The organism is Psychrobacter sp. 1Y11 (genome assembly GCF_052259045.1).
Lineage (GTDB): Bacteria > Pseudomonadota > Gammaproteobacteria > Pseudomonadales > Moraxellaceae > Psychrobacter.
This window is the reverse complement of sequence record NZ_JBQQER010000009.1, coordinates 97504-110640: the sequence shown is the minus strand read 5'-3', so window position 1 is coordinate 110640 and position 13137 is coordinate 97504. Positions and strand designations below refer to the sequence as shown.

At 42.4% G+C, this 13137-nt stretch carries 10 protein-coding genes; 5 read left to right on the top strand and 5 right to left on the bottom strand.

The window, feature by feature from the left end; all coding sequences use genetic code 11:
* Positions 1–381: 381 nt before the first annotated feature.
* From ACTXGJ_RS09540 to ACTXGJ_RS09525, 4 genes are all read left to right on the top strand, one after another.
* Positions 382–2118: a BCCT family transporter gene (locus ACTXGJ_RS09540; protein WP_439243483.1), complete on the top strand. Its 1737-nt coding sequence runs from the start codon at positions 382–384 to the stop codon at positions 2116–2118.
* A gap of 676 nt (positions 2119–2794) precedes the next feature.
* Positions 2795–3613, top strand: coding sequence for a DUF5020 family protein (locus ACTXGJ_RS09535; RefSeq protein ID WP_443565776.1), 819 nt, complete (start codon positions 2795–2797; stop codon positions 3611–3613).
* Positions 3614–3979: 366 nt separating this feature from the next.
* Complete coding sequence (locus ACTXGJ_RS09530; RefSeq protein WP_443565774.1) at positions 3980–4969, top strand: D-cysteine desulfhydrase family protein; 990 nt, start codon at positions 3980–3982, stop codon at positions 4967–4969.
* 111 nt (positions 4970–5080) lie between these two features.
* Positions 5081–5695 carry a DedA family protein gene (locus tag ACTXGJ_RS09525; RefSeq protein ID WP_443565773.1) on the top strand — a complete coding sequence of 205 codons (615 nt, stop codon included), beginning with the start codon at positions 5081–5083 and terminating at the stop codon, positions 5693–5695.
* Positions 5696–5727: 32 nt separating this feature from the next.
* On the opposite strand, the gene ACTXGJ_RS09520 is transcribed toward ACTXGJ_RS09525, so the two are convergent.
* The 5 genes from ACTXGJ_RS09520 to ACTXGJ_RS09500 form a co-directional block, all read right to left on the bottom strand.
* Entirely contained in the window at positions 5728–6027 is a 300-nt protein-coding gene (locus ACTXGJ_RS09520) for a DUF4298 domain-containing protein (RefSeq protein WP_439243495.1), read from the bottom strand.
* Between the two features lie 164 nt (positions 6028–6191).
* Entirely contained in the window at positions 6192–7175 is a 984-nt protein-coding gene (locus tag ACTXGJ_RS09515) for a glutathione S-transferase family protein (RefSeq protein ID WP_443565772.1), read from the bottom strand.
* Positions 7176–7345: 170 nt separating this feature from the next.
* On the bottom strand, positions 7346–8494 hold the full coding sequence (locus ACTXGJ_RS09510; protein WP_443565770.1) for a catalase family protein: 1149 nt from the start codon (positions 8492–8494) through the stop codon (positions 7346–7348).
* Positions 8495–8537: 43 nt separating this feature from the next.
* Positions 8538–10088 (bottom strand): Dyp-type peroxidase, encoded by a 1551-nt coding sequence (locus ACTXGJ_RS09505; RefSeq protein WP_443565769.1) that lies wholly within the window; start codon positions 10086–10088, stop codon positions 8538–8540.
* Between the two features lie 53 nt (positions 10089–10141).
* Complete coding sequence (locus ACTXGJ_RS09500) at positions 10142–10756, bottom strand: hypothetical protein (RefSeq protein ID WP_439243507.1); 615 nt, start codon at positions 10754–10756, stop codon at positions 10142–10144.
* 662 nt (positions 10757–11418) lie between these two features.
* Here ACTXGJ_RS09500 and ACTXGJ_RS09495 point away from each other — a divergent pair.
* Positions 11419–13068, top strand: a complete 1650-nt coding sequence (locus tag ACTXGJ_RS09495; RefSeq protein ID WP_443565768.1) for a glycosyltransferase family 2 protein — start codon at positions 11419–11421, stop codon at positions 13066–13068.
* The last annotated feature ends 69 nt before the right edge of the window (positions 13069–13137 follow it).

The window sequence follows — 13137 nt, the reverse complement described above, 5'->3', positions numbered from 1 at the left end:
CATATTTAAAACGAATTTAAACTCTCGAGTTTAAGCAAGTTTCGCCTCAAGTATTAGTTTACTTGGGGTTTTTTTGTTTTTAAGTTTTGATGCATTATGAACGAGGCGTACTCATTATAATAGGGTCACTTCTTCTATTACACTAAGTATCGGACATTAACGGTATTAGTGAATCAATATTTTTCTCAGAATTTTACTATCAATACCTTAAAATATTTTTTTAAAATAATTAGCCCTATTTCATCTTAGCCAATAGTGACTCACCTATTTTTGAGTAATCAGCAGCGCAAAATAAAGCTGCTCACGTCGCAACCATTGGCTAGTCTTTTTATATGACAATCAAAACATGTGATAAGTATAATCACATGTCAAGGAAACGCTATGGCTTTTCGCCCCCCGTTAAAACAGTTACATATCAAGACTCAAGATACAGGGTTTTTTGAGGGTCTCAATCGCTTTGTGGTTTTGACCGCTCTAATATTAGTGACTTTAGTAGTGGCTTGGATATTAAGCGATATCGAGCGCTCTGGTATTACGCTCAGCGCTATAAAAAACTGGTCTTATGCCAATCTCAATGGTTATTACACTTACGCTATCGCCTTTTATATTATTGTCTGTTTAACCGTCATACTTTGGCCCTCATTTGGACGTACTAAACTTGGCAATGATCCCAAGGGTAAGCCTGAATTTTCAAACTTTTCATGGTTTTCGATGATTTTTGGTGCCGGTATCGGTATTGGGGTATTGACTTATAGTGCTGCCGAGCCGCTTTGGCATCTAGCCAGTAACCCTGAGACTATCATGTCAAAAGATCTAATTATGGCTGCGCTAAATAGTAATAACATCAAGCTATCTGAAGGGGCGGATGTCTTTGCTGTTTATCAAGAGCAAATTGCGGCCAACACGATAGCGCCTATTGAGGGCGTAGTGATGCCGAGAAGCGCGGAGGCCTTAACAGCCGCTTATCGCTATTCTTTTTTGCATTGGGGCGTTGCTGCTTGGGCGACTTATAGTTTAGTGGGTATCTGTTTGGCGTTTTTTAGTTACGCCCGTGGCTTACCACTAACGATGCGCTCTGCTCTCACGCCACTATTTGGCAAGCATTTAGAGGGCAAGCTTGGCGATATCATCGATATCTCGGCGGTGATTGCCACTATCTTTGGTATCTCGCAAACCATTGGCGTTGGGCTCAGCACCTTTGCGTCAGGCTTGTACAGCATTACCGGAGCGGAGTGGCTAGTGACTAGCACAGTCAGCCCAGAGCCCACGACTGGCGCGTTATTGCTGTCTTTATTTATAGTCATGTGTTTATCGACTGCCTCGGCTCTATCGGGAGTGGGACGCGGGGTAAAATGGCTCAGTAATATAAACATGGTATTGTCTATCCTACTACTGGCTTTCTTTTTGATCTTCGGTGCGACGATGTTTGCCTTAGAAATGCTCGGTAAAGGTATTTTTAACTATATCGTCAACCTACCGGCGATGATGTTTACGGTTTGGGATCCAAGTACAGAGCTTGGCGGTTGGCAAACCAGCTGGTCTATTTTTTATTGGGCGTGGTGGATCGCTTTTGCCCCATTCGTTGGTATGTTCTTAGCGCGTATCTCCAAAAACCGTACCATTCGTGAGTTTGGCTTGATAGGTATCGTGGCCCCTAGCCTGACGCTATTTATTTGGTTCTCTTTAATCGGTGGTACGGGTATCGATTTGGAGCTAAGCGGTATCGCAGGAGGTCAGATATTCGACTCAGGCGTAACCGCACAACTGTTCGAGATCATCGGCTTTATGCTACAGCCGGCTATGGCTATTGGCGTTTCTGCTATGGTAGTGGTACTACTACTCACTTATTTGGTTACCTCAGCGGATTCTGCGATATTAGTCGTCAATATTATCAATGCGGCAGGTAAAATCAAAGTCAAGAATAGAGCCAAGCACATACTGATATGGATTGTCGCCCTGACCGCAGTGATTGCCGCACTGCTTCTTGCAGGCGGACTAGATGCCATTACTTCTGCCATGATTATCGCGGCTGTGCCCTTCTCTTTTATTATTATCTTAATGGCGATTAGCTTATTAAAAGCGCTTATTGTCGATCTCATACAAGCGCGTAAGTCCTAAAGCCTTGGATCTAACAATATCGAATTTAAGCTCTTCTGACCCCAAGTAGTGATCTACTTGGGGTTTTTGCTCTTATTTAATGGGCTATCTTTTAATCCATTCTTTTTTTAAGCCCACCTTTCTTTCAAGCTACCTTTTGACTCCTCCCTAGTTCAACATTTTGCATCCCCTTAATTACCTCAGTACAGCTGAATATTTTCATCATTCTTTTTAAAGAATAATTAAATCTCTTTACTATCACTAAAGCCTCTGTCTTGTTTACAAAAAAATAAAGCTGACCATTTGGTCAGTTATTCTTTATAAATCATAAACTTAGCAATCGACCTCTTCTTTAATTATCTATATGTCTGATTTCATTCGTTAATTTAGTATTGTCAGCACCTTTAGAACGTGATTAACTGTTTCAGATTGTTAACAAACATTGCAACGAGTAACTCAATAATCTTTTAACTGGCTGCTATTTAAAGTACTGCCGTCTTTAGCACTTGCAGCAATTATCAGTATTCTTCGCCGCTATTAACCAACGGCTTGTCATGATTATTAGCCGTTATGGCAAAACAAAAACTTCGTTCCTAAAGCTAAAGACTAGCTTTTTTATTGAATAATTTTTGTACATTGAAGCAGCTCACGATAGGCAAATATGACACCCAACGACTGTACATAAAGGAGTATTACTGTGCGTTATCACACCTCAATCGAACTACCTTCTGTAGCTCAACTCAAAAAGCCTCGCTTAAATGTTAAGCGCTCTGTTGCCAAACCTTTAACCACTGTTCTCATCGCAGTGATGGCTCTAGCAGGTATGAGCCACTCACAAGCCAAGGTATTATTCTCAGATACGAGCGTCTCACTGCTGTACGGCGAGGATTACAAGTTGGCGAAAGATGGCGAGCTGACCACGCTCACTCTTGAGCATGCTTCCACGCATACTTGGGGCGGGGTGTTCTTCTTTGTTGATCGCCTGCAAGGCGCTAGCGATAACGAGAAAAGCCGAGCCAAAGATATCTACGGCGAGCTGGCTCCTAAGTTCAAAGTGGCGACCTTTGATGATAGCTATATCAAGCAAGTCAACTTCGCCGCTCAATATGAGTTTGGTTCCAACTCCAGCGGCTTTAGCCAAGACAACTATATGGTTGGGGTCGGTGCTGATTTGGACGTACCTATCCCAGGTATGAAATATGCTTCTGCCTCCTTATATCACGTCTTTAACAACAACTCTGGCCCTAATGACGCCGATGATCAGCAGATTACTTTGACTTATGGCTGGGAGAAAAACAACTTCGTCATCGATGGCTATGTTGATTACTCCTTCAACAATGATGACTTAGAAGATCAGCTACATATCAATCCGCAGATTAAGTACAACTTACAACAAGCACTAGGCATCGATAATCGTATCGAAGTCGGTATAGAGTACAGTTATTGGAGAAATAAATTCGGTCTAGATGGCGTCAATCAGAGCGTTCCTAGTGCCTTAGTAAAAGTGCATTTCTAAGTCCCAGTATGGTTAATTGAAAATAAAACTGTCATAAATTGAAAGGCGCTACTGGTATAAATTTTCCTTGCGTGCTGCTGACACAGAGGCTGCGCAAAATTCATCCCCGTAGCGCTACAACATTTTTATATTGAATCTACTCTAGTACTATTTAAATAATGTTAGATAACGTCTACTCCTCATTCAAGCCTTATGGTCGAATGAGGGTTTTTTATGATTACAATCTCATAAAATAAGTAAACTTCTGAATCTCGATGCTTATCGTTGTAGAATACTAAGTGTAGCGAGCAGCTAATATCTAACGCAAATACTAAGTGTGTGTTTCGCTTTGAATGACTATAAACCACTCCTAAAAATGGACTTTCTATGACTCACAATCTCCCTAAAGCCTCGCTAGGCTACTTCCCTACGCCCTTGATCGAATTGACACGCTTAAGCGCAAAGCTTGGCGGCCCAAAAATCTATATGAAGCGCGATGATAATACCGGACTGGCACTCGGCGGTAATAAAACCCGTAAGCTTGAATACATCATGGGTGATGCCTTAGCTAAAGGCGCGGATACCGTGATTACCGCAGGCGCTATTCAGTCCAATCATTGCCGGCAAACTGCTGGCGCTGCGGCAAGTTTAGGGCTTGAGTGCCATCTGGTATTGGGCGGCGAAGAGCCTACTCAGCCACAAGGCAATTTGCTGCTTGATAAGGTATATGGTTGTCATATCCACTGGGCAGGCGAAAACCGTAAAGGTGAAGATATCCCAGCCCTCGTTGAACAATTAAAAGCTGAGGGTAAAAAACCCTATATCATTCCCTATGGCGGCTCCAACGAGCTTGGTGCTGTGGCCTTTATTGAGGCTTATAAAGAGTTAGACTCTCAGCGTAGAGACTTGAATGTAACCTTTACTCATATTATCTTTGCTTCTAGCTCTGGCGCGACTCAAGCTGGCTTAATTATTGGTAATAAAATTTTAGAGACGAATTGTCAGCTAGTCGGTATTAATATTGATAAGGGTGAAATGGATAAAGTGCCGTTTGATGAGCATATTATTAGCTTAGCCAATAGCACTGCTCAGTTAATTGAAGCCGATTATCAGTTTACTGCAAACGATCTGATACTTAATTCTAACTATGTCGGCGACGGGTACGGCGTGATTGGCGAGCTTGAAAATGAAGCCATCGCAATGACTGCGCAAAACGAAGGCATCTTGTTAGATCCGGTTTACACGGGACGAGCTATGGGCGGACTCATTGACATGATACGTACAGGGCAAATCAAGTCAGAGGATACTGTGTTGTTCTGGCATACCGGCGGCGCGCCTGCGTTATTTGCCTACGCAGAGGATTTAGATATACGTTAACGAAACTAGCACAGCGGATAAAACCTTTTAAATTGAAAAAACAGCAATGGGCTAGTATCTTCTTTGCTTAATAACTGGATTTTTTAAACAACTCTATTTTAAAGGTTTTTCATGGGTCAGATCAGTGACTGGATACTCTCTATCATGGCGAAGTTTGGCTATTTTGGCATTATCTTCGCTATGTTTGCCGAAAACGTCTTTCCGCCTATTCCCTCAGAAGTCATCATGCCCGCTGCTGGTTTTGCCGCTTCCAACGGCGAGCTTAACCTCATACTCGCGATACTAGCAGGGACCCTTGGCGCGGTACTTGGCGCTTTACCGCTATACTATCTAGGCCGGGTGTTTAATGAAGAACGCTTGATATCTTTTACCGAAAAATACGGCAAATTTATTTTTGTAAAACCTGACGATATCAAAGCCACTAATGAGTGGTTCGATAAACATGGCAAAAAAGCGGTATTTTTTGGGCGTATGGTACCTGGTATTCGCTCGTTTATCTCTATTCCTGCAGGCATGAATAACATGTCGATGCTGCCCTTTTTGGGACTCTCTGCACTTGGCGCCAGCATTTGGACAACTGGGCTGACGCTCGCAGGTTACTACTTAGGTCAGAACTACGAGGTGATTGAATCGACACTCGCTCCTTACTCGACAGGGATTGGCATTATAATCGTGGTGCTTATTATTGGCTGGTTCGTTAAGCGTCGTTTATCTAATAAACACTAAAGCCAATAGAAGCTAAATGCTGACGCTTTAGCCTATTTATCAATAGCGTCTAAGCCTAAGCGCATCCATTCTATAGCTTGCTCTTGATGTTCCGTCATAGCGTTCCAAATACCATCTTCACTAAAGATAGAATAGGCCTCACCAGAGTGCTCAATGGTGACATCAGCCTCACGATCTTGCATCCACTGCGGGCTTAGATAATAGGCTTGTATCTCAGATAGCAACGCCTCCGCCTCCCTCCACTCTTGCTGCGCTTGTAGTAATTTTGACTGTAGAGCAGACCAACGCTCAAATTTTTGTTGTATATCCTGTGGATCGACAGTGTCAGTCATAATATAACTCCTATTTATAATTGAAACTTAAAAAATTACCCGAATTAGCTAATAACTTGTCTTTATACTGCTTTTTGCCAATGATAACTTCAAGCAAATAGTCCGCTAAAACTATAAGACTTTAGCGGACTGTTTTATAAAGACCATCGAAGCAAAATTAGCATTTAACCAACGGTTTGCTCGCGATTATGCGGCTCATTAAAGTCGATAACGGGGCCAAGTGGTACGATCTCAGTCGGATTAACATTATCATGGCTGGTATAATAATGCGCCTTGATATGCTCCATATTGACCGTTTCGCTAATACCTGGCATCTGGTACAGCTCTTTTAGATAATTCCAAAGGTTAGGATAATCAACAATACGGCGAATGTTGCATTTAAAATGACCGACATAAACGGCATCAAATCTTACCAAAGTAGTAAATAGTCGCCAATCGGCTTCAGTGACGCTATCGCCTACGAGATAACGACTCTTTGCCAGACGCGCCTCTAACTTATCTAAACCATCAAACAGTTCAATGACTGCTTCTTCATAAGCTTGCTGAGTAGTCGCAAAACCTGTTTTGTAGACACCATTATTGACGGCTGAATAAACAAATTCGTTAATCTCATCAATCTCGTCTTTCAAGTCTTCTGGTAGCAAATCAAGCGATTTTGCCCCTACCTCGTCAAACGCCGAATTGAACATACGAATGATCTCAGAGGATTCGTTGCTGACGATAGTATTGGTCTTTTTATCCCACAGTACAGGCACCGTCACGCGGCCGGTGTAATCAGGTTTCGCCGCTGTATAAACCTCATGCATATAGTCAGCATGATGGATTGGATCCTGAATAACGCCTGCGCCCTCTTTAAAAGTCCAGCCATAATCGCGCATAAAAGGATGCACGACGGACAGCGATATCATGTCCTCAAGCCCTTTAAGCTTACGATATATTGTAGTGCGATGCGCCCAAGGACAAGCTAAGGAGACGTATAAATGATAACGATTTGGCTCGGCTTTAAAACCACCTTTTCCCGTTGGCCCTGCACTACCATCGGCGGTTACCCAATTGCGAAAACCGGACTCTTCGCGTTTGAAGCGCCCACCAGTAGCGTCCGTATCGTACCACTGGTCCTTCCATTGTCCTTCTACTAATAATCCCATTATATTTTCCTCTTAAAAGCTATCTATTGACTGAACTATCATCAAAGTAAACTGTCGTCTAAGTAAAGAGTAACATCAATCAACCACCGCCATTGTTCATAATTAGCTAACTTTTTATACTGCCTACAATAACAATATGATGAATATCAATTGCTATCAGCGGCTAGCCTTTAGAAAAACGTCTTCGCAAAGGTCTCTTTCAGGCTCTTAGGCTCACGGCGCTTGACGTCATTGAGCTGATGGCGCGTCTCTGACGCTATTTGATAAGCCTTGAGGCGTGACTGCTGCAAATTACCGATAGGACGGTTCTCTTTTAGGCAGCGAAATGGCGTAAAGGATAGGTTTTCCATAATCTCAAAGTGACCATCGTCGGGAACGTCTTGGCAAGGAATCGTTAAGCGAGCCACAGTAACGAAAGGCGCATCCGACTCTTTCCATTCAGTAGTAATCTCTTCGATCGGCTGTTTTTTTAGGTTGCGGCACAGCTGAATCTGTATATCAAACTGGTAATCGTGCTCGCGTATTTCCTCTAAGATAAGCGGACGAATCGCCTCTTCACGCGCCTCAACATCGACTTCACGGCGAGTGACCTTTTTATCTGACTCAGCCGTCGGTGTGACTCTAATTTTTGCCATGGAGTCACCGTGACGCACGACACCTTGTGAATGAAAATCGTATAGCAAAGTATTTTTGGGCTCAATAGTGGTAAAACCAATCACTGCTTTAAAGGTTTTGATAGACTCTTTAGTGGGCAATCTTGAGCCATAATTGGTCAACCAATTAAAAGCTAATTTCCCTTTACCAATAGCGCCATTTTCCGTGTATTTTGGCAGGTCTAAAAACAGACGCGAGAGATAAGTGTATTCTTGGATTCTATTGCAGAAAAACACCGGATTGTTAATAAAGTTAAAATCAAAAGTGGTGCTATCTTCTTCGCCTGGTGCTAGCTTTTCGCCCGGCACATCAAAAACCTTAATCGCAAGACCTTGCGCAAAACCAAGCTTACGATCAGCGAAAACTCGCGAGGAGCCATTAGAGAAGCGAATTACGGAATCATGAATGCCTGCTTTAGCGTACAAGCCTTGCGCATACTCTTTAGGGATATTATCCAAAATCTCAAACTTAGCTTTTAATGCGCAGTAGCCTTTGGCATGGGCATCACGAGTGTGATGATCAACATTACTGGCTTTATCACTACGAGCGATATAGCTTTTGATATCGTCAGTAATGGTGCGTATGTTACGCTCGTCATCGCTGCTAAGCTCGATATACTTTGGATCGTAGGGGACGTATTTTGGCTTAAATAATTTTTTTAGCATAGCGTTTCCTGAGTTTTATTGTTTATGAAAGATTCATTAAAAATTAAGACAACTCACTAATCCATTTAAGCGCTGATAAGCTTGGGATAAATAAATACTCGCCGCCATATAAAGTGTTAAAAGTTTCTATACCATGATAACGCTTACGCATAGGTTCAGCAGGCACGGTAAATTTATCGGCATCGCTGTCTTTGTCACTATGATGTAGGCCGACCATCGGGTCTTTTTCTTCGCCTAAGCTCATAAAGTTGCCGTCGTTTATCCACTGCGATTGCAAGAACTCAACCGTCTCCATCGCATGAGCATTAATTCCAATAAAGAATAGACCGCGCTCTTTGCCGTCGTCCTCAGTCACATCAGATGGCAAAACGTCACCAAATCCCACGCTGCGCCTAACAATACGGTGAATACGTACATCTGATAAGATAAAGTCTTTACTATTACGAGGATTCATACGTCTGACATGAGCGCCAAACGGGCACTTCTTACCGTAAGGATCATCTTTATAGCCAAAATCGTTGTTACGACCTGGATCATCGCCCAACTCCTTGTCATCCTTATCAGGAGATAATATCAGCGGTGCGCCGGAGCGCCAGCGCCCCCACATTTTCGCGCCTAATAGCTCAGCCTCTTCCTCGCTATCGGTATTGTCTTTGCGAAATTTATTAAAAGCGGCGACATGGCTGTCATAAGCACGCAGTACCATAAACGAGCCATTTTTACCTAATATTTCAGGCTGCGGCATCGGTGCGACAGTCCCCGCTTCTCCTTCGTATCCCAGTACAAACTCGCCGGCAGCAATTGGCTCGCCATCGCGGCTAGGCGGCGTCTGGATACCGCTACCTTGAATCTCAGGATTACTAATGCCATCGCGGTAACCAAAGACGTTTTTGACATTATCGTCCGAACCAAAGTCATGCTCCATCAAGATCTCAATATCGCCATCGGCAGGTTTATCGTAATTGATATGATCTTTGATGGTTTCTTTTAGCTCTTTGAATTTGGCATGCCATTTCTCTTTACTATCAGCGATAACGGCAGCGCCAATATGAATATCACCTTTGTCTCCAAAAGGCGCCATCCAGTTATCGGGAGCATTGATATCGAAGTCGCGTAATTTATCAGCGCGCTTCGCCATGCCTGCTTTAAATGATTCAGGGAAGCTATCAAGCGAGGACTGCGGCACGCCTAGCGCCTTTAGACCCTCATAAGTCATGACGATAGAGAGGGTTGCCTGCATGTCTTTATGCCACTCTTTGCTGCCCGTCACATCAGATAACACTTGCGCTAGCATCTGCCGTCCCACTTTGGCGTTATTGACCTTAAAAGCGATGATGGTTCCGTAATAAGGCGTCGGACGTTCGCGCAAGATGATGGACTGGATGTCTTCTAATTGCATAGTGACTAGGTTTGGATTGAAGACGCCGCGCGCCTTGCGACTCACCATCTCTATACCATCGCCAACCTCTGCTTTGACGCCTTTGAGCCAAGTCTCAAAATCACCATTTTCGATACGATTGCCAAACTCGTCTTTTAAGTCCTGCAATTTATCAGTCAATCCTGATAACGGTTTATTGTTGTTATTATTGTTCATGTCTAAGCCTACTATTTGAATACTTCTTATTTATTTAATTTTAAAATTCAAAATTAATTCGCTTGTGCTTCATCTAGTGCTTTATTAACTCCTTTTACAATACGCTCATTACGGCGTATATCTTGTACGGTAAGATGCGGCACACCAACATACCAACCTGCAGCAGTGATTTGGTGGTCTAATATAAATTGCTTGACGCTAGGATCTTTGATACCGGGCCAACCTTTGACGTTACCGAATAAGATATCCATCAGCTCAGGAATTTTGGTAGCGAAATCATCAATATAAGGGTCCCAATCACCATCATAAGCGGTACAGAACAGCACTCTTGTATCGTCATCTATAAATACGAAGCGCAAGTCATGTAAAGTGCCTACGCGCGTCGCTCCTTTAAGATTGCCGCCTGCGATTTTTAGGATTTCTTTTAAGCGCTCAGCGCCGCCTTCTTTTAACGGCGCAATCACGGTCAACTCTGATACTTTGCCTGATCTCAAGCCTTTCTCGCCTGCCGTAGTCGTTGAATGGTCATAGCCATCATCGCCGCCTTCTTTTAGATTGGCGACTAGCAATTCTGCTCGCAGCTTAAAAGCATCTAACGATTCGGTAAATTTGTCTTTTAGGTCTTCTGAATTATTGTTTTGTGGTTTGTTGTGATTATCATTACTCATATTATTTTCCTTTTTTAATTATTTATCGAGACCCTCATTTTATGATTGTCTGAGTAAACGCTATCCAATCTGTAAGCGATATTAAGTTAAGCCATTTTCAAATCATTTTGATGCTACAAAATATAGCTCGAACCTTATGGGTCTTACCTTAGCAAAAACCCCTTATCTAAATCCAACTTAGTAAGCTAATTCAACAAATAACAACACAAAACTCCAAACCTTATTGCTAGTTATATAGCTAATCCTAAATAAAAAGAGTACAACTACAGTAGCACTGTATTTATTTTATAGTGGATTGGCTATATAGCGAGTAATGCTAATTCTAATAATCTTACTATCCACCATACTTCTCAGTACTCGTATTAGTATTTGCAAAAACCATAAAGACTATAGCAGACGATAAAGAGGTTAATTCGGACGTTAAACACTTAATACATAACACTTTTTTACCTAAATTACCCAACGTTACACTTAGGCTATTTTTGCCACACTTTTCGCCTAATCCCCCCTATCAAACCATATTATTATGAGCTTCTATCTAAGCATTAGCTTGTTTATTGCATTACTGACTTATGCTTAAGACTATAAAAATAAATTAAAACCCTAATTCTCTACGACTGACACTATTAGCCACAAATTACCTGAATGCTCAAGGATAGAACATGACCGTGAATAAAGTGACTACTTTTACGCCTAACTTAAATAATCATCATAGCCCTAACTCTAGTAGTGCAAGTTTAGACAGTGATAACGATACCGTTAGTCTAAGCTTTCAGATTATGACCCGCGCTGAGCCTTTAGAAGTGGTCGTAGCGACTATTGAGTCTCTGCTAGCGATAAAATCGGCTGATGATGAGGTTTTGGTTATTGATAATAACCACACTAATAAAGCCTTGTATGAACCTTTAGCTGCCTACTGCACAAGCTTAGCTAGCAGACTAAAAGTGCGTTTTTATCACGTGGATAAAGTGGATAACTTTAAGTCGGGAGCGCTGAATTTAGCTTTACAATGGATGGATAAGCGTTGTAGCCATATCGTGGTGGTTGATAGTGACTATCAGGCGTTGTCTCACGCAAGAGTGGCTATCACTGATGCTATCAAATATCATCCTGAGCATGCACTATTGCAGTTCCCGCAGTTTTATCGCGATAAAGGTCTTGTCGATGTGCATAGCGAACTCAATCATTATTTTAACTACCATCTGTACCGTCCTTTCAATCGTCAGCGCGCATTATCGACAGGTACATTTGCGGTAATTCGTAAGCAGGCGCTTACCCAGTTAGGCGGTTGGTCTGGCGCCTCTATTACTGAAGATGCACAGATGGGCGTCTTAATGCATAGGCAAGGTCTAAAAAGTGAGTTTATTCCTAAAGTGATAGCGACGGGTTTATTGCCGACTACTTTGCCTGATCTTATTTGCCAAAGACAGCGCTGGATCTACGGCAATATGCAAGTGCTGACTTCTTATTTTGCTAGGGATGAGCAAAGATTAATAGCGGATAAATTGCCTTTTAAAGCTCAGCAAAAATCTGAACGCTTATCTTATATTAGAGCGCATCTCTCGCAGCTTAGCGCTTGGGTGAACTTCACCGGAGTATTTATTCTATTGCAGCTGACGTGTGTGCTAATAATTACTGGTGCTTTGGTGCTAAATATTGAGGCTAATATGCAACCGTTATTAGCGCCGCTCTACGCAGTTTACGCAAGCTATGCGCTATTTTTAGCTAGACGTTTTTGGGCTTATAGCCAGGATAGCTCACCCCTTAATCAGCAAGTGCATCACTCTAAACATGCTAGTAACAATGCTAATTCGCCATTGCAGAAACTTAAACAGTTAAAAAGACAAACGCGAGCTTGGCTGCTGCACCTAAACTTTTGGGAGTTTGGCGCTCTATCGTGGATGCCAGTGCTATGGGGTCGTGACAAGCCCTTTATTTGCACCCCGAAACAAGCGCTTAGTAGCAGCACTCGCTCGACTTTTATAGCCAATATTAAGGCGCTACCTAAGTTGTTGTTAGTCCTTAATTTAATAACTCTGCTGCTGGTGTCGCCTTTATCTAGCCTCTATTCGCCTGTGTTATTTGCAGCCGCTTTAGCTATCTGTTTGATAAAAGTATTAGCCGCAAGCGTGGTACTAGAGAACTATCGCTATCAACAGTTAGAGGCGCAGGTTATCGATTTTAAGCCGCGTAGTCGTCCTAAAAGCGCTATCAAGCTAAATAAAACAGCACTCTCATTATCGAAAGTAAACTCTATTAATCCGCGCACTATGAGCAACCCTTATAAAGATAATAAAGCGGCCAATTCTTAATTAGGTTTGCCTCGAAAAAAGCGACTATTTTTGTTTAGGCCTTTTTTGAGCTGACAGCTATCACCTTTT

What these genes read in the sequence shown, in the direction of transcription:
- ACTXGJ_RS09540 (WP_439243483.1), top strand. Translation starts at nt 382, where the DNA reads ATGGCTTTTCGCCCCCCGTTAAAACAGTTACATATCAAGACTCAAGAT.
- ACTXGJ_RS09530 (WP_443565774.1), top strand. Translation starts at nt 3,980, where the DNA reads ATGACTCACAATCTCCCTAAAGCCTCGCTAGGCTACTTCCCTACGCCC.
- ACTXGJ_RS09525 (WP_443565773.1), top strand. Translation starts at nt 5,081, where the DNA reads ATGGGTCAGATCAGTGACTGGATACTCTCTATCATGGCGAAGTTTGGC.
- ACTXGJ_RS09520 (WP_439243495.1), bottom strand. Translation starts at nt 6,027, where the DNA reads ATGACTGACACTGTCGATCCACAGGATATACAACAAAAATTTGAGCGT.
- ACTXGJ_RS09515 (WP_443565772.1), bottom strand. Translation starts at nt 7,175, where the DNA reads ATGGGATTATTAGTAGAAGGACAATGGAAGGACCAGTGGTACGATACG.
- ACTXGJ_RS09510 (WP_443565770.1), bottom strand. Translation starts at nt 8,494, where the DNA reads ATGCTAAAAAAATTATTTAAGCCAAAATACGTCCCCTACGATCCAAAG.
- ACTXGJ_RS09505 (WP_443565769.1), bottom strand. Translation starts at nt 10,088, where the DNA reads ATGAACAATAATAACAACAATAAACCGTTATCAGGATTGACTGATAAA.
- ACTXGJ_RS09500 (WP_439243507.1), bottom strand. Translation starts at nt 10,756, where the DNA reads ATGAGTAATGATAATCACAACAAACCACAAAACAATAATTCAGAAGAC.
- ACTXGJ_RS09495 (WP_443565768.1), top strand. Translation starts at nt 11,419, where the DNA reads ATGACCGTGAATAAAGTGACTACTTTTACGCCTAACTTAAATAATCAT.